Origin of the sequence: Mycolicibacterium palauense (genome assembly GCF_002592005.1) — a bacterium.
Classification (GTDB): domain Bacteria; phylum Actinomycetota; class Actinomycetes; order Mycobacteriales; family Mycobacteriaceae; genus Mycobacterium; species Mycobacterium palauense.
The window spans coordinates 1-15,925 of sequence record NZ_NVQF01000106.1 but is presented as its reverse complement, the minus strand read 5'-3'; the positions used below and the strand labels follow the sequence as shown (position 1 = coordinate 15,925).

Sequence of the window (15,925 nt, the reverse complement as noted above, 5' to 3'; positions counted from 1 at the left end):
AGTGATAGACAGATGACTGCATGTGGTTGTGCGGATGCAGAATGGTGAATAGTGGTTTGGTTACGAGACAGAGAGAGATGGGAGATTAACACAAGCAGTATCGTCGGAAGCGTCGGATGTGTATAAGAGGCAGCCATGCCGCCGCTGAATCCGCCACGCAGCACGTTGCCGATGATGATCCCGCCGATCACCGAGCCCAGGTCGGCGCCGCCGCGTCCGCCGTACTGACCCGCGTAGTGCCGCTGCGCCGCGCGGGCGTCGTCGTTGGCCAGCGACTGCGCCCGGGCGGCCAGCGCGGCCGCACCGTTGGCGTGCGCGATCGCCTCGGTGACGTCGGTGCTCTTCTTGGCCTGGGCGGCCTCCAGCTGCCGCTGGGCCTCGGCGAGCCGGGTGCGGGCCTCCGGTCCCACGCTGCCGCGCCGGGTGTCGATGAAATCCGAGACGGCCTTGACCCGCGAGGACGCGGTGAACAGCGCCTGCTCGAGCATCCGGGCCTGCCGCGCGGCCTCCTGGCGTTTCTCGGTGACGCTGGCCAGGATCCGGTCCAGGTCGGCGTCGGCCTTGGTCACCGCGGTGAACGCCCCCAGCGGGTCGGAGGCCCCGTCGCGGTCGGCCTCGGCGACCGCCCGGACCGCCGCATCGCGTGCGGCCGTCAGCTCGCCGGGCTGCGGGGTGCCCGGCTGGGCCAATTGCGCTGCCGCCGCGTCGATTCCGTTCTGGATGTCGGCGATGGCCGCGGGCAGGCCGGCCACCGCGTGGTTGATGTCCGAGGACGCGCTGTCGACGGCGTCGAGCAGCTGGGTGGCCTGCTGCAGCGCCCCCTCGGCGGCGTGGACCGCGTCGACGAGCCCGGTCTGGTCGGCGGCCGGCCGGCTGACCAGGCCGCGGGCCGAGGTGATGCTGTGGTCGGCCAGCGAGAGCCGCTGGCGGGCCGTGTCGACGTTGTCGGCCACCGAGGCCAGCGCGTCGTCGGAGAACTGCCGGTGCAGGCCGGCCAGGGTCTGTTCGGCCGGCTCCAGCCGCGCCGTCAGGGCCACCATCCGCTGGGTCAGCGTGTCCAGCCGCGTCGGTGCGCTGATCACCAGATCGCGCAGCTGCTCGAAGGCCTCGCTCTGGGCGTCCAGTTCCCGGTCGGCCTTGGCGGCCGCGACGATGACGCGGGTCAGCAGGTCCCGGCGCTGGGTGGGCGTCTCCGGCACGGCGTCGTCGAGGATCTGCCGGACGTTGAACGCCTGCGCCAGGGTCTTCTTGGCGGCCTCGACCGCGGCCCGGAACGGTTCGGTGCGCTTCTCGCCGAACTCCTCGACGGCCAGCGTGAGCTCGTTCTGGCTGGTGCGCACCGCGTTGTCGACGTCGACGACGATCGTCTGGGACAGTTCGTCGAGGGCCTCCAGCGGGACCCCGGCCAGCGCGTTGGGGTCGGTCGGATCCACCCGCTTGGCCGCCTCGACCTCGGCCTCGTGCCGCTGCCGGCGCCGGCGCCGGCTCCACATCCACCACAGCAGGCCCAGCACGGCGATCACGCCCAGCGCGGTCAGCAGTCCGCCCCAGGGCAGCGGCTTGGCGGTGGTGTTCAGCCCGTTGGCCGCGGCGATCGCCGCGCCGGCCCAGTCGCCGCGGCGCAGCTTGGGCTCGATGTCGTTGCGCTGCACGTCGTCTGCCTGGGTGGAACTGACCCCGGTGGTGTCCAACGGCACCTGGAAGGCGTACTCGCGGTCGCCGACGGCCACCGCCAGCAGCGCGTCGTCGTCACCGAAGCCGCTGGCCCGCATCGTGTCCTGTGCCCAGGAGACACCGTTCTGCCCGTCGAAGCTCTCGACGAAGACCACCCACAGCTGGATCCTCTTGTTGTCGTAGAGCTTGTCGAGGGCGTCCTGGACGTCGGCCCGCTCCGACGGGCTCAGCGCCCCGGCCTTGTCGGTGATCTGTTCGGGCACCCGGAACGGCGGTTCGGCCACGGCCGCGGGCGCGATCAGCAGTGCCGTCAGTAGTGCCGGGAGCAAGGTGGTGAGCAGCAGGGCCAGCGGCCGGACGGTGCGCATGAGTCACAATCTAATGGGGGCGGCCCGAATCGCATGCAGCCTGCCGGAACCGATCCGACGCGGGCTGGCAGACTGTGGCTCGGTGAGCACGTATCCGCAGGACCATTATCAGGCGTTCGACCGCGAACGTCCGGTGCCCGAGGCGCCGAAGACCGCCGCGCTGCCCGGCACCGACTCCGAGCACCGCAGCGACTTCGCCCGCGACCGGGCCCGGGTGCTGCACTGCGCGGCCTTCCGCCGGCTCGCCGACAAGACCCAGGTGGTGGGGCCGCGGGAGAGCGAGACGCCGCGCACCCGGCTGACCCATTCGCTGGAGGTCGCCCAGATCGGGCGCGGCATGGCGATCGGGCTGGGCTGCGACCCGGACCTGGTGGACCTGGCCGGGCTGGCCCACGACATCGGCCACCCGCCCTACGGGCACAACGGCGAGCGCGCCCTCAACGAGATCGCCGCGGCCTTCGGCGGCTTCGAGGGCAACGCCCAGAACTTCCGGATCCTCACCCGGCTGGAACCCAAAGTCCTTGATCCCGAGGGGGCTTCGGCCGGGCTGAACCTGACCAGGGCCGCCCTGGACGCCGTGACGAAATACCCCTGGCGGCGCCCGGAGGGCGGGTCGGGCAAGTTCGGCTTCTACGCCGACGACATGGTGTCGGCCGAGTGGGTGCGCCGCGGGGCCCCGGTGGACCGGCCGTGCCTGGAGGCCCAGGTGATGGACTGGGCCGACGACGTGGCCTACTCGGTGCACGACGTCGAGGACGGGGTGATCTCCGGGCGCATCGACCTGCGGGTGCTGGCCGACCCGGACGCCGCGGCCACGCTGGCCGGCCTGGGCGCCGCGGCGTTCCCGGCGGTGGCCCGCGACGACCTGCTGGCCGCGGCCGAGCGGCTCTCGCAGATGCCGGTGGTGGCCGCCGTCGGCAAGCACGACGGCACCCTGATGGCGTCGGTGGCGCTCAAGCGCCTCACCAGCGAGCTGGTGGGCCGTTTCGCCAACGCGGCCATCAGCGCCACCCGGGCGGTGGCCGGCGACGGGCCGTTGGGCCGCTTCTCGGCCGAACTGGCCGTGCCGACGCTGGTGCGCGCCGAGGTGGCGGTGCTGAAGATGCTGGCCCTGCAGTTCATCATGTCCGACCACGCCCACCTGCGGATACAGGCCGACCAGCGCACCCGGATCAAGGAGGTGGCCCTGGCGCTGTGGGCGCAGGCGCCGGGCAGCCTGGACCCGCAGTTCGCGCCCGAGTTCGCCGCGGCCACCGATGACGCGGCCCGGTTGCGGGTGGTCATCGACCAGATCGCCTCCTACACCGAGGGGCGGTTGGAGCGAGTGCACGAGGCGCGTGCCCCCCGGCCTCTAGACTGATCCGGTGGCCGGACGCATCTCAGATCGCGATATCGCGGCCATTCGGGAACGCACCCGCATCGAGGACGTGGTCGGCGACTACGTCCAGCTGCGCCGCGCGGGCGCGGACTCGATGAAGGGCCTGTGCCCGTTCCACGACGAGAAGTCCCCGTCGTTTCACGTCCGGCCCAATCACGGCCATTTCCACTGCTTCGGCTGCGGGGAGGGCGGCGACGTCTACGCGTTCCTGCAGAAGATCGAGCACATCAGCTTCGTCGAGTCGGTGGAGATGCTGGCCGACCGCATCGGCTACACCATCACCTACACCGGCGCCTCGGCCACCAACGTGCAGCGCGACCGGGGCAGCCGCAGCCGGCTGATCGCCGCCAACGCCGCGGCCGCGCAGTTCTACGCCGAGCAGCTGGAGTCCGAGGAGGCGGCCACCGCGCGGCGCTACCTGACCGAACGCAACTTCGACGCCGCCGCGGCCCGGCAGTTCGGCTGCGGGTACGCCCCGTCGGGCTGGGACCAGCTGACGAAACATCTGCTGCGCAAGGGTTTCGAGTTCAAGGAACTGGAGGCCGCCGGGCTGTCGCGGGAGGGCAAGCGCGGCCCGATGGACCGGTTCCACCGCCGGCTGCTGTGGCCGATCCGGGTCTCCAGCGGGGAGGTGATCGGTTTCGGGGCCCGCCGGCTCTTCGACGACGACGCCAACCAGGCCAAGTACGTCAACACCCCCGAGACCACGCTGTACAAGAAGTCCAACGCGCTGTTCGGGCTGGACCTGGCCAAACGCGATATCGCCAAGGGGCACCAGGCGGTGGTGGTGGAGGGCTACACCGACGTGATGGCCATGCATCTGGCCGGGGTGACCACCGCCGTCGCGGCGTGCGGCACCGCCTTCGGCGACGAGCACCTGGCGATGCTGCGCCGGCTGATGATGGACGACAAGTTCTTCCGCGGCGAGCTGATCTACGTCTTCGACGGCGACGCCGCCGGCCGCGCCGCCGCGCTGAAGGCCTTCGCCGGTGAGCAGAACCTGGCCGGGCAGTCCTTCGTGGCGGTGGCCGCCGACGGCATGGATCCCTGCGATCTGCGGCTGGCCCACGGCGACGGCGCGCTGCGCGACCTCGTGGCCCGGCGAACGCCGTTGTTCGAGTTCGCGATTCGCACCGCGCTGGCCGACCACGACCTGGACAGCGCCGAGGGCCGGGTCGGCGCGCTGCGCCGCTGCGTGCCGATGGTGGCCCAGATCAAGGACCCGACGCTGCGCGACGAGTACGCCCGCCAGCTGGCCGGCTGGGTCGGCTGGGACGACGTCGCGCAGGTGATCGGGCGGGTGCGCGAGGAGGCGCGGGACCCCCGGGCCCGCACCGAGGGTGGCCGCCGCCCCGCCGCCGTGCGCACGCCGGCCGAACCGGCCCGCCGGCCCGACCCGCGGGACCCGACGCTGTGGCCGCAGCGCGAGGCGCTCAAGGCCGCCGTGCAGTACCCGGCCCTGGCCGGTCCGGTGTTCGACTCGCTGACCGTGGAGAGCTTCACCCACCCCGGCTACGCGGCCGTGCGGGCCGCGATCGAGGCCGCCGGGGGCACGGCCTCGGGCCTGGGCGGGGCGCAGTGGCTGGACGCGGTGGCCAAGCAGACCGGCTCGCCGGCGGCCGCGGCCCTGGTCAGCGAGCTGGGGGTGGAGGCCATCCGGGTCGACGACGACGAGCGGCTGCCGCGCTACATCAACGGGGTGCTGGCCCGGCTGCAGGAGGTCTGGGTGGGCCGTCAGATCGCCGAGGTGAAGTCCAAGCTGCAGCGCATGTCGCCGGTGGAGCAGGGCGACGAGTACCACGCGCTGTTCGGTGACCTGGTGGCCATGGAGTCCTACCGGCGCAGCCTGCTGGAGCAGGCCTCCGGCGACGACCTCACGGCGTGACGGGCCGGTATTGGTTACGCTGAGCACCGGTCCGGCGATAAGCAGGGCGACGGTGTTCGGAGACGAGAGGGGAATCGGTATGGCACGCACAGGACGCCTGATCGCGGGGTTCGCGGTCGCGGCCGCCGCCGTGGCAGCACCCCTCTACGGCGCGCTGAGCACCCCCGGCGCCGCCCCGGCGCAGGCCCAGGGGCCGTGCCTGGCCTGGCTGGGCAGCATGAACGACGGCCAGTGCATCGCCTGGTCGATGGCCGGCGGGGCCGAGTCGACCCTCAACGGTGTCGGTATCGGGGTCAACGGGCCCACCACCGGTAACCCGGGGGTGAGCACCAGCCCGCTGCTGCCGGGCCGGTCGATCAGCATCCCGCTGAACCCCTGAGGTTCCCGGGGGACCCGGCTAGGGTTGCCGCGGCTCGATGACCGCGGTCTGCTCGTCGATCTCGGTGAACTTGGCCATGGCCGCGTCCGGGGACACCCGGTCGGCGATCCTGCGACGCCCGGCGTCGACGGCGGCCTTGGTCGCCGGGTTGGCCGCGACCGCCTTGTAGGTCGCCACGATCTGCTCGTAGCGGCGCCGTCCCGCCTTGGCCCCCAACACGTAGCCGATGCCCAGCACGGCGGCTAAACGGATCACGGGAACTGCCTCCAGGCTCGTCTGAGTGTCGGCTTCCGAGCGTACGCGCGCGCCCGGCTGGTGGAGCTCGATGAGCTCCCCCGGATGGACTCGAACCATCAACCGCCCGATTAACAGTCGGGAGCTCTGCCAATTGAGCTACAGGGGATTGACCGAAGAAAGACTTTAGCGCATGGGGTGGGTCAGAACAGAATCGCCAGGTGGTGCCCCTCGCCCGCCCCTCGCCGAGACTGCACAGTCTGTACGCATCGCCCGAGAGGGCCCGCCAGAATCTGCAGTCTCGGCGCCGGGGTCAGGCCAGCATCTCGGCCTGGCGCAGCTGGGTGGGCACCCCGAACCCGTCGACCAGCAGTTCGGCGTACGGCCGCAGCCGGCGGCAGCGGTCGTTGATGCCACGGGTGACGGCCTTGGCGCGGTCGGTGGACAGGAACCGGTGCTCGACGTACCAGGCCTTGTCGTCCTCGATCACGCTCAACGCGTACAGGTCGCACACCAGGTTGAGGATCTCGCGGGCCTCGTCGTCCTCGCAGCTGTCGATGCCGGCCACGAAGGCCTCCAGCACGATGCGGTCGATGTGCGCGGTGGCCGCGTGCAGCACGTGGTCCTGCACGGAGTTGAACGCGTCGAACTCGCTCATCTCCTTGGCCTTGCTCTGCAGCCGGCGCGCCACCGAGGCCAGCATGTACTCCTCGCGGTCCTCGAACATCTTGACCTGGGTGCCGCGGTTGAACAGGCTGCCCTCCTCCTCGTTGTCCTGGCGGGAATCCAGCAGGGTCTGCACGATGGTCTCCGCGGCGGTGCGTTTGAGCACGCGTTCGCCGGCGAAGTTGGCCGCGAAGCGCACCCAGTCCACCGGGCTCATGCCCCTGATGTCGTCGGCGTAGGCGGTCAGCAGCTCCTTGGCGACGAGCTGGGTCAGCACGTGGTTGTCGCCCTCGAAGGTGGTGAACACGTCGGTGTCGCCGCGCAGCGCGATCAGCCGGTTCTCGGCCAGATAGCCCGCACCTCCGCAGGCCTCGCGGGCCTCCTGGATGGCGGTACTGGCATGCCAGGTGTTGGCGGCCTTCAGGCCCGCGGCGCGCGACTCCAGCTCGCGCTGCTCCTCGGGGTCGGGGTCGTCGGCGGTCTGCAGGTCGTGGCACTTGGAGACCAGCTCGTTCTGCGCGAACTGCAGGGCGTAGGACCTGGCGATCAGCGGGAACAGCCGCCGCTGGTGCACCAGGTAGTCCATGATCAGCACCTCGTCCTCGGAGTCGGGGGCGCTGAACTGTCTGCGCTGCAACGCATACCGGGTCGCGATGTCGAGTGCCACCCGGGCCGCCGCGGCCGCGCTGCCCCCCACGGTGACCCGGCCGCGGATCAGGGTGCCCAGCATGGTGAAGAACCGCCGGCTGGGGTTCTCGATGGGCGAGCTGTAGGTGCCGTCGGGGGCGACGTCGGCGTACCGGTTGAGCAGGTTCTCCCGCGGCACCCGCACGTGGTCGAACATGATGCGGCCGTTGTCCACGCCGGGCAGCCCGCCCTTGTAGTCACAGTCCGAGGTGGTCACGCCCGGCAGGTCGTTGCCGTCGTCGTCGCGGATCGGCACCACCAGGCAGTGCACGCCGTGGCCGGTGCCGCCGGTGATGAGCTGGGCGAACACCGCGGCCACCCGGGCCGTCTCCGCCGCGCCGCCGATGTAGTCCTTGCGCGAGGACGCGGTGGGGGAGTTGATGACGAACTCCTCGGTGGCCGGGTCGTAGCTGGCGGTGGTCTCGATGGACTGCACGTCGCTGCCGTGCCCGGTCTCGGTCATCGCGAAGCAGCCCAGCAGCTGCAGGTCGATGATCTTCGGCACGTAGGCCTCGTGGTGGCGTTCGGTGCCCAGGTTCTCGATGGCGCCGCCGAACAGGCCCCACTGCACGCCGGCCTTGACCATCAGCGACAGGTCGCTCATGGCGAGCATCTCGATGCGGGTGATCGCCGCGCCGACGTCGCCGGTGCCGCCGTGGCCCTTCTTGAAGCTGTCCTCCGCGGCGCCGTGGGAGGCCATGATCCGCATCTGTTCGTTGACCTTGGTGCGCGCGATCACCGTGTTGGGTGTGTAGTGCGGCCGAAAGACCTCGTGGGACAGCTCGGCGCGCATCGCGTTCTTGACGTCGCGCCAGCGGCCGTCGAGGGCATTGCGCAGATGTTCTCCAGTGCTGGTCATAACTCGACGGTATCCCGTAGCTGGCCTCGGCAAACGTGACTCCGGCAACGTTGGCGCGGAATTCATGACGCCGGCCGTGGCCGGGATTAGATGACGCCGGCCGGTGGCCGGGATTAGATGGGCGCCATGACAGCAGAGGGCCTGCCGCACGAGATCGACCATCGGCACAGCGACGTCACCGGCGGGTGGTTGCGGGCGAGCACGTTCGGGGCGATGGACGGCTTGGTCAGCAACACCGCGCTGATCGCCGGGGTGGCCGCGGGCGCCAGCGCGCCGACGGTGGTGCTCGGCGGGGTGGCCGGACTGCTGGCCGGGGCGTTCTCCATGGCGCTGGGCGAGTTCACCTCGGTGAAGACGGCCAACGAGCAGATCGACGCCGAGGTGCGGGTGGAACGCCGCTCATTCCCGCTGCACCCGACGGCCGAGCGCGCCGAGCTGGTCGACACGTTGACCAAGCTGGGCATGACGCCGGAGACCGCCACCACCGCGGCCGCCGAGATCCACCGCGACGAGCAGCGTGCGCTGCACTTCCACCTGGTGTCGGAGCTGGGTGTGGACCCGCAGGAGACGCCGTCGCCGCTGCTGGCGGCGGGTTCGTCGTTCCTGACGTTCGTGGTCGGTGCGGTGATCCCGCTGATCCCGTATCTGCTGGGGTTCACCTCGCTGTGGCTGGGTCTGGCGTTCGGCGGGATGGGGCTGTTGATCGTCGGCGGGCTGGCCGCCCGGCTGACCCGCCGGCCGGTGTGGCTGGGCTCGACGCGGCAGCTGGCGTTCGGGGCGGTCGCGATCGCGGCGACCTATCTGGTGGGCAGTCTGGTGGCCCTCTGACCCGCCGAGCCTGCAGGTTCTGCCGGGCCCACTCGGCGTTCGTGTACAGACTCTGCAGTTTCGGCGGGTGTGCACAGGGCTGACTACCGGCCGGGAGGCCCGTCGCCCACCATGCCCGCATGCCCCGGCTCGTCGTCGCCAGCACCGAACTGGCCGCCGGCCGGCTGACCCGCCGCGACCTGCGCCGCGGCTACGACAAGGTGTTCCAGAACGTCTACGCGCGCCGCGGTGTCGAGCTGACGGCGCGAGAACGCGCCGTGGCGGGTTGGCTGTGGGCCGGGGGTGAGGCCACCGTCGCGGGCCTGTCGGCGGCCGCGCTGCTCGGGTCACGCTGGATACCCGACGACACCCGGCCCGAACTGATCCGCACCCAGCCGCGGGCCCCGGCGGGTGTGCTGGTGCGCACCGACACCCTGCGCGACGACGAGGTCTGCCTGCTCGACGGGATCGCGTGTACGACCACCGCGCGTACCGCCTACGACCTGGGGCGGCGGCTACCGCCGACGGAGGCCGTCATCCGGATCGACGCCCTGCTCAATGCCACGGGCGCACCCGTGACGGCGGTGGCCGCCCTCGCGCGGCGCTACCCGGGGGCCCGCGGGGTCCGGCGGCTGCGCTCGTCGCTCTCGCTGGCCGACTCCGGCGCCGAGTCGCCGCAGGAGACGCGGCTGCGACTGCTGTTGATCCGTGGCGGGCTGCCCCGGCCGCAGACCCAGATCCCGATCAGGAACCGCTGGGGCAAGGTGGTGCGCCGGGTCGACATGGGTTGGGAGCACTGCCGGGTCGGCGTCGAGTACGACGGGCCGCAGCATTGGACCGATCCCGGCCAGCACGCCGGCGACATCGACCGTCTGGAGTTCCTGGCCGGTCGGGGGTGGCGGATCGTGCGGGTCAGTGCCGCCCACCTGCGCGACGACCCGTGGGGCACCGTCGCCCGCGCCCGTGAGGCGCTGCGGGCCGCCGGCTGGACTCCCTGAGCCCGCCGAGCCTGCAGGTTCTACCGCCCGCACCCGCGTTTCGGGTACACAAGTTGCAGTTTCGGCGGGAGGCGGGGTCAGGACCCGACCGACAGCGCGGTCGCCTCGTCCTGCTCGCGGTCCAGCTCGCTCTCGGGGGCGTCGACACCGGTCAGGTGCTTGCGGGTCAGGGTCAGCACCACCGCGCCGAGCAGCACCGCGCCGGCCCCCACCCAGTAGGGCAGGTGGACGCTGACCCGCTCGCCGAGCAGCCCGGCCAGCCACGGCGCGACGGCCGCGCCGCCGAACCGCAGGAAGCTGTAGGCCGCCGAGGCCACCCCGCGCTCGACGGGCGCGGCCTTCATGACGGTCTCGGTGATCAGCGTGTTGTTGATGCCGATGAACAGCCCCGCCACCACCACGCAGGTTGCCAGCACCGCCTTGTCGTCGGTGCCCACCGCCATCACCACCAGCGTCGCCGTCATCGCCAGCAGGTTGGCGATCAGCGTGGGCAGCGTGCCGAAGCGCAGCTGCAGCCGCGGCGCGACCACCACCGAGGTGAACGCCAGCGCCACGCCCCAGCCGAAGAAGATCAGCCCGATCTCGTGGGCGGACATGTCCAGCGGGAAGGGGGTGAACGCCAGCAGCGTGAAGAATCCGAAGTTGTACAGCAGCGCGGTGACGGCCACCCCCAGCAGGCCTCGGTGGCGCAGCGCGCGGAACGGGTCGGCCAGGGTGGTGGCGCGCTGCGGTCGCGGCGTCTCGGGCAGCAGCAGCGCGGTCACCAGCAGCGCGATCACCATCAGCGCCGACACCCCGAAGAACGGTCCCCGCCACGAGATGGAGCCCAGCACCCCGCCGACCAGCGGTCCGACCGCGATGCCCAGTCCCAGGGCGGCCTCGTAGAGGATGATCGCCTGCGCCACGGAGCCCTTGGCCGAGTTGACGATGGTGGCCAGGGCGGTCGCGATGAACAGGGCATTGCCCAGGCCCCACAGGGCGCGCCAGCCGACGATCTGCATGACGGTGTCGCTCATACCGGCCAGCCCGGCCCCGGCGATGATGATGACCAGTCCCAGCAGCAGGGTGCGTTTGGGTCCGATGCGGCTGGAGACGACGCCGGTGATCAGCATCGCCACGCCCATGACCGCCATGTAGCTGGTGAACAGCAGCGAGACCTGCGACGGCGTGGCGTTCAGGTTGTCGGCGATGGGCTTGAGGATCGGGTCCACGAGTCCGATGCCCATGAAGGCGACGACGGATGCGAACGCGACGGCCCAGACGGCCTTGGGTTGACGCCACATGGGGCGGGGGTTCTCCTAACCGGGTTGGGGTGTGACGGTCTCAGCTCTCCTGGGCGATCTGCAGCAGCCGGCGCATCGTGCCGACCGCGGACTCCAGGACGTCGCGGTCCTCGTCGCTGAGCTGGGCCACCAGCGGGTCGATGACCGCCTGTCGGTTGATCCGGGCCTGCTGCAGGACGCGCCGGCCCTCGTCGGTGATCCGGATCCGCACCGCGCGGGCGTCGTTGGGGTCCGGCGTGCGGGTCACCAGTCCGGCGTCCTCCAGGCGCCGCACCTGGGTGGTCATGGTGGGCTGTGAGCAGTGGTCGAGCGCGGCCAGGTCGGAGATCCGGGCCTCGCCGTGGTCCTCGATGGTCGACAGCAGGCGGGCCTGGGCCCAGGGCAGTGGCAGGCGGGTGCGTTGGGTGGCGAGCCGGTTGAGCCGGGAGACCACCGCGAGCAGCTCCGCGCCGAGTTCGGTGCGCACGACGGGACGGGCCGAGTTCATGGACCCCATGTTTGCATAGGATTGCTATATAGATCAAGGTGGCATTTTTCACAGCCGATTCCCAGTCTGGACCCACGACTCGCGAGTCGGGGCCGGGCCGACTGGCAGAATTGGGTGATGACCGCGACCAGCCCGGCACCGGCCCAGGCGCACCGGGCCGCGTCGTTGCGGCCCGCGGAGATGGCGCAGGCCGCCGTGATGGCCGCATTGTGCGCGGCCACCGCCATCATCGCCGTGGTCGTCCCGTTCGCCGCCGGGCTGTCGTTGTTGGGCACCGTGCCCATGGGGCTGCTGGCCTACCGCTACCGGATCCGGGTGTTGATCGCGGCCACCTTCGCCGCGGCCACCATCGCCTTCCTCATCGCCGGCATGGGCGGGTTCATGACGGTGGTGAACTGCGCCTACATCGGCGGGCTCACCGGCATCGTGCGCCGCCGCGGGCGCGGCACCCCCACCGTCATCGCCGCGTCGTTCGTGGCGGGGCTGATCTTCGGTGCCGTGATCGTCGGTGCGCTGACGGTGCTCAGCCGGCTGCGGCACCTGATCTTCGCGTCGATGACCGCCAACATGGAGGGCGTCGCCAAGACGATGGACCGGTTCGCGGTGCTGCAGCCGGCCGCCGAGGACCTGCGTTCCTTCTTCTATGCCGCGCTGACGCACTGGCCGTGGCTGATGCTGGGCTACGCGGTCGTCGCGATCATGGGGGTCTCGCTGATCGGCTGGTGGGTGCTGTCCCGGGTGCTCGAACGGCTGCGCGGCATCCCCGACGTGCACAAGCTGGACCCGCCGGTCGGCGACGGCGAGCCGGGCCCGCTGCCGGCGCGGCTGCGTGACGTGCGCTTCCGCTACCCGGGCGCCGAGCACGACGCGCTGCGCGCGACCAGCATGGACCTCGGTGTCGGCGAACACATCGCGGTCACCGGCGCCAACGGTTCCGGGAAGACCACGTTGATGCTCGTGCTGGCCGGTCGCGCCCCGACCTCGGGCACGGTGGAGCGCCCCGGTGGCGTCGGGCTGGGCCGGCGGGGCGGCACCGCGGTGGTGATGCAGCATCCCGAAAGCCAGGTGCTGGGCACCCGGGTGGCCGACGACGTGGTGTGGGGCCTGCCGCCCGGCACCACCGTCGACGTCGATCGGCTGCTCGACGAGGTGGGCCTGACCGGCATGGCCGACCGCGACACCGGCGGGCTCTCCGGCGGCGAGCTGCAGCGGCTGGCGGTGGCCGCCGCCCTGGCCCGTGACCCCGCCCTGTTGATCGCCGACGAGGTCACCAGCATGGTCGACCAGAAGGGCCGCGAAGACCTGCTCGGTGTGCTCTCGGCGCTGACCGACAGGCATCGGATGGGCCTGATGCACATCACGCACTACACCGCCGAGGCCGAGGGCGCCGACCGGGTGGTCAACCTCAGCGGGTCCCTGGACAACGCCAGCATGGACGCCGGAAGAAACATGGTGCAGAAGGCCGCGGCGCCGGCAGCCACCGTCGGCGGGGCACACCCGCGCCCCGGCGTGCCGGTGCTGACCCTCGACCGGGTCGGCCACGAGTACGGCGTCGGCACCCCGTGGGCCAAGCCGGCGCTGCGCGACATCAGCTTCACCGTGCACGAGGGCGACGGCGTGCTCATCCACGGCGGCAACGGTTCGGGCAAGTCGACGCTGGCCTGGATCATGGCCGGGCTGACGGTGCCCAGCTCCGGGCGTTGCCTGCTCGACGGCCGGCCGGCCCACGACCAGGTGGGGTCGGTGGCCATCGCGTTTCAGGCCGCGCGGCTGCAGCTGATGCGGGCCCGCGTCGACCTCGAGGTGGCCTCGGCCGCCGGTTTCCCCGCCGCCGACCACGACCGGGTGCTGGCCGCGCTGGCCGCCGTCGGTCTGGACGGGTCGCTGGCCAAGCGGCGCATCGACCAGCTCTCCGGCGGGCAGATGCGCCGGGTGGTGCTGGCCGGGCTGCTGGCCCGTTCGCCGCGGGCACTGATCCTCGACGAGCCGCTGGCCGGTCTCGACGCCGAGAGCCAGCGCGGGCTGCTGCGGCTGCTGGAGGATCTGCGCCGCAACTCCGGGCTGACGGTCGTGGTGATCTCGCACGACTTCGCCGGGCTGGAGGGGCTGTGCCCGCGCATCCTGCACCTGCGCGACGGCGTGATGGAACCGGCCGAACAGCCGGCGGGCGGCATGTCGTGACCCCGCCCGCAACCGACCCCCAGCCCGGCCCGGTGCCCAATCCCGGCCCCGGCCCGGCGCCCACCAACCCGCAGCCGCGGCCGGTGGTGCTGCTGCGCCCGGTGCCCGGCACCAGCGTCATCCACGAGCTGTGGGCCGGAACCAAGCTGATCGTGGTGCTGGTCTTCGGCGTGCTGTTGACGTTCTACCCGGGCTGGGTGCCCATCGCCCTGGTCGCGGTGGTGGTCGCCGTGGCGGCCCGGCTGGCACGCATCGGCCGGGGCGTGCTGCCCTCGGTGCCCATCTGGCTGTGGGTGGTGGTGCTGCTGGGCGCGGTGACGGCCGCGCTGTCGGGCAGCCCGCCCGAGATCGTCCTGGGCTCCTGGCATGTCGGCCTGGGCGGGTTGCTGTACTTCCTGCGGGTCACCGCGCTGTCGATCGTGCTGCTGGCCCTGGGCATGATGGTGTCCTGGACGACCAACGTCGCCGAGATCGCGCCCGCGGTGGCCACATTGGGCCGTCCGCTGCGGTTCCTCCGGATCCCCATCGACGACTGGGCGGTGGCGCTGGCGCTGGCGCTGCGGTCCTTCCCCATGCTCGTCGACGAGTTCCGGGTGCTCTACGCCGCACGCAAGCTGCGGCCCAAACCCGTTCTGCCGCCGGGACAGCCGCGCCGGCGGCGCTGGGGGTTCGAGGTGGTCGACCTGCTGGCCGCGGCGATCACCGTGACGCTGCGCCGCGGCGACGAGATGGGTGATGCGATCGCCGCCCGCGGCGGCACCGGCCAGATCTCGGCGGCCCCGTCGCGCCCGCACCGCCGCGACTGGGTCGCGCTGGCGGCGGTCGCCGCGGTGTGCGCGCTCGCCCTGGTGCTGGAGCTGACCTTCCTGGGCACCAGCGGGCGCTGAGGAATCAGCTCGCGGCGCTCATCGGAAGCGCTGCCGATTCGAGCCTGCACATCAGCTCCGTGACCCGCCGCAGACCGCGCACCCCGGACTTGGCGCCGGCCAGCTCGAGCACCTCTCCCGGGGTCAGGCCGGTGGCGTCCATCAACGCGGCGAGGATCGGGAGCGCCTCGGCCCCCGGGCGGGAGCGGCCGATGTCGAAGGCGGTGCGCGCCGGGGTGCTGACCGTCATCCCGTCGACCCGGCACACCTCGTCGCCGGCCAGATCGTAGCGGCGGCAGACGATCGCGGCCTGGCGGCGGCCCCGGGCGCCGACGAGTTCGGCCGGCCACCGCGGGTCCAGCCGCGGGGTCCCGTGCACCGCGGCGGCCGAGATCCCGACCAGGGTCGCGGTGCGCCCCACCGACAGCCACGCCGCGCGGGCCCGCAGTGCCGCGGTGACGGCGACGCCGGCGGGCAGGTACACGTCGCGGTAGACGGCGCGGTGGTGGCGCAAAAGGTCGGCGCGGGTCACCGCGCCGCGGGCCAGGGCTTCGTGTCCGAGGATCGGCTGCATGCCCGTCGATGGTGGTGCCCGGGGCGTTTGTGGGGTATTCGGATATCCACAGGCGTGCCGGATGCGGGCCCGGGGGATCAACGGCGATTCCGGTCCCCGGGTGTGCGCATCGGGTCTAGAAAGGACATCCATGACCACCCGTGAGCAGGACATCACGCGATCGTTCTTCGGTCACCCGATCGGGCTGACCAACCTGTTCGGCGTCGAGCTGTGGGAGCGGTTCTCGTTCTACGGGATGCTGACCATCCTCGGCTACTACCTGTACTACTCGGTGACCGACGGCGGTCTGGGGCTGCCGCAGGCCACCGCGACGGGCATCGTCGGTGCCTACGGCGGGCTGGTGTACCTGTCCACGGTGCTCGGCGGCTGGGTCGCCGACCGGGTGTTGGGCATGGAACGCACCGTGTTCTACGGCGGCGTGGTGGTGATGATCGGCCACATCGCGCTGGCGGTGCTGCCCGGGCTGTCCGGGGTGGGGGTGGGCCTGGTGCTGTCCCTTATACACCTCTGACGCTGCCGACCATACGCCTTCTTTATATCTGTGGTCTCCGGATCTTTGAAACAAAAACGCAATTCACCATATGATCAATGACCTCATA

Annotated in this window: 13 protein-coding genes, 1 tRNA gene and 1 pseudogene; 8 read left to right on the top strand and 7 right to left on the bottom strand. The window is 71.6% G+C overall.

The window, feature by feature from the left end; genetic code table 11:
• The coding region (locus CSR00_RS26565; protein WP_099025394.1) for a TPM domain-containing protein at positions 1-2,042 on the bottom strand (2,042 nt) is incomplete at its 3' end.
• Positions 2,043-2,124: 82 nt separating this feature from the next.
• Here CSR00_RS26565 and CSR00_RS26560 point away from each other — a divergent pair.
• The 3 genes from CSR00_RS26560 to CSR00_RS26550 all read left to right on the top strand — a co-directional run bounded on the left by CSR00_RS26560 (position 2,125) and on the right by CSR00_RS26550 (position 5,684).
• Positions 2,125-3,402, top strand: a complete 1,278-nt coding sequence (locus CSR00_RS26560; RefSeq protein ID WP_245906574.1) for a deoxyguanosinetriphosphate triphosphohydrolase — start codon at positions 2,125-2,127, stop codon at positions 3,400-3,402.
• 4 nt (positions 3,403-3,406) lie between these two features.
• On the top strand, positions 3,407-5,305 hold the full coding sequence (gene dnaG, locus CSR00_RS26555; RefSeq protein WP_099025392.1) for a DNA primase: 1,899 nt from the start codon (positions 3,407-3,409) through the stop codon (positions 5,303-5,305).
• A gap of 79 nt (positions 5,306-5,384) precedes the next feature.
• Positions 5,385-5,684 (top strand): DUF7155 family protein, encoded by a 300-nt coding sequence (locus CSR00_RS26550; protein WP_099025396.1) that lies wholly within the window; start codon positions 5,385-5,387, stop codon positions 5,682-5,684.
• An 18-nt stretch (positions 5,685-5,702) separates the two neighbouring features.
• Here CSR00_RS26550 and CSR00_RS26545 read toward each other — a convergent pair whose 3' ends face one another.
• The 3 genes from CSR00_RS26545 to CSR00_RS26535 all read right to left on the bottom strand — a co-directional run bounded on the left by CSR00_RS26545 (position 5,703) and on the right by CSR00_RS26535 (position 8,130).
• Positions 5,703-5,939, bottom strand: a complete 237-nt coding sequence (locus tag CSR00_RS26545; RefSeq protein ID WP_099025391.1) for a hypothetical protein — start codon at positions 5,937-5,939, stop codon at positions 5,703-5,705.
• Between the two features lie 75 nt (positions 5,940-6,014).
• Positions 6,015-6,087 (bottom strand) — tRNA-Asn (locus CSR00_RS26540).
• A 144-nt stretch (positions 6,088-6,231) separates the two neighbouring features.
• Positions 6,232-8,130 carry an acyl-CoA dehydrogenase family protein gene (locus CSR00_RS26535; protein WP_099025390.1) on the bottom strand — a complete coding sequence of 633 codons (1,899 nt, stop codon included), beginning with the start codon at positions 8,128-8,130 and terminating at the stop codon, positions 6,232-6,234.
• Between the two features lie 126 nt (positions 8,131-8,256).
• On the opposite strand from CSR00_RS26535, the gene CSR00_RS26530 reads away from it, so the two are divergent.
• Both CSR00_RS26530 and CSR00_RS26525 read left to right on the top strand, forming a co-directional pair.
• Positions 8,257-8,958 carry a VIT1/CCC1 transporter family protein gene (locus tag CSR00_RS26530; RefSeq protein WP_245906572.1) on the top strand — a complete coding sequence of 234 codons (702 nt, stop codon included), beginning with the start codon at positions 8,257-8,259 and terminating at the stop codon, positions 8,956-8,958.
• Between the two features lie 119 nt (positions 8,959-9,077).
• On the top strand, positions 9,078-9,935 hold the full coding sequence (locus CSR00_RS26525) for a putative endonuclease domain-containing protein (RefSeq protein ID WP_099025388.1): 858 nt from the start codon (positions 9,078-9,080) through the stop codon (positions 9,933-9,935).
• Between the two features lie 77 nt (positions 9,936-10,012).
• Here CSR00_RS26525 and CSR00_RS26520 read toward each other — a convergent pair whose 3' ends face one another.
• Both CSR00_RS26520 and CSR00_RS26515 read right to left on the bottom strand, forming a co-directional pair.
• Complete coding sequence (locus tag CSR00_RS26520) at positions 10,013-11,218, bottom strand: MFS transporter (protein ID WP_099025387.1); 1,206 nt, start codon at positions 11,216-11,218, stop codon at positions 10,013-10,015.
• A 40-nt stretch (positions 11,219-11,258) separates the two neighbouring features.
• Positions 11,259-11,705 (bottom strand): MarR family winged helix-turn-helix transcriptional regulator, encoded by a 447-nt coding sequence (locus CSR00_RS26515; protein WP_099025386.1) that lies wholly within the window; start codon positions 11,703-11,705, stop codon positions 11,259-11,261.
• A 117-nt stretch (positions 11,706-11,822) separates the two neighbouring features.
• On the opposite strand from CSR00_RS26515, the gene CSR00_RS26510 reads away from it, so the two are divergent.
• Both CSR00_RS26510 and CSR00_RS26505 read left to right on the top strand, forming a co-directional pair.
• Positions 11,823-13,886, top strand: a complete 2,064-nt coding sequence (locus tag CSR00_RS26510; RefSeq protein ID WP_099025385.1) for an ABC transporter ATP-binding protein — start codon at positions 11,823-11,825, stop codon at positions 13,884-13,886.
• Between the two features lie 83 nt (positions 13,887-13,969).
• Complete coding sequence (locus tag CSR00_RS26505) at positions 13,970-14,773, top strand: CbiQ family ECF transporter T component (RefSeq protein ID WP_099025395.1); 804 nt, start codon at positions 13,970-13,972, stop codon at positions 14,771-14,773.
• Between the two features lie 4 nt (positions 14,774-14,777).
• On the opposite strand, the gene CSR00_RS26500 is transcribed toward CSR00_RS26505, so the two are convergent.
• Complete coding sequence (locus CSR00_RS26500; protein WP_099025384.1) at positions 14,778-15,326, bottom strand: type IV toxin-antitoxin system AbiEi family antitoxin; 549 nt, start codon at positions 15,324-15,326, stop codon at positions 14,778-14,780.
• A gap of 130 nt (positions 15,327-15,456) precedes the next feature.
• Here CSR00_RS26500 and CSR00_RS26495 point away from each other — a divergent pair.
• A pseudogene (locus CSR00_RS26495) lies at positions 15,457-15,819 on the top strand (MFS transporter); the annotation flags it as partial.
• Positions 15,820-15,925: the final 106 nt, after the last annotated feature.

Excerpts from the sequence above, each read along its gene's own strand:
- CSR00_RS26550 (WP_099025396.1), top strand. The coding sequence starts at position 5,385 with ATGGCACGCACAGGACGCCTGATCGCGGGGTTCGCGGTCGCGGCCGCC.
- CSR00_RS26535 (WP_099025390.1), bottom strand. The coding sequence starts at position 8,130 with ATGACCAGCACTGGAGAACATCTGCGCAATGCCCTCGACGGCCGCTGG.
- CSR00_RS26530 (WP_245906572.1), top strand. The coding sequence starts at position 8,257 with ATGACAGCAGAGGGCCTGCCGCACGAGATCGACCATCGGCACAGCGAC.
- CSR00_RS26525 (WP_099025388.1), top strand. The coding sequence starts at position 9,078 with ATGCCCCGGCTCGTCGTCGCCAGCACCGAACTGGCCGCCGGCCGGCTG.
- CSR00_RS26520 (WP_099025387.1), bottom strand. The coding sequence starts at position 11,218 with ATGTGGCGTCAACCCAAGGCCGTCTGGGCCGTCGCGTTCGCATCCGTC.
- CSR00_RS26515 (WP_099025386.1), bottom strand. The coding sequence starts at position 11,705 with ATGAACTCGGCCCGTCCCGTCGTGCGCACCGAACTCGGCGCGGAGCTG.
- CSR00_RS26510 (WP_099025385.1), top strand. The coding sequence starts at position 11,823 with ATGACCGCGACCAGCCCGGCACCGGCCCAGGCGCACCGGGCCGCGTCG.
- CSR00_RS26500 (WP_099025384.1), bottom strand. The coding sequence starts at position 15,326 with ATGCAGCCGATCCTCGGACACGAAGCCCTGGCCCGCGGCGCGGTGACC.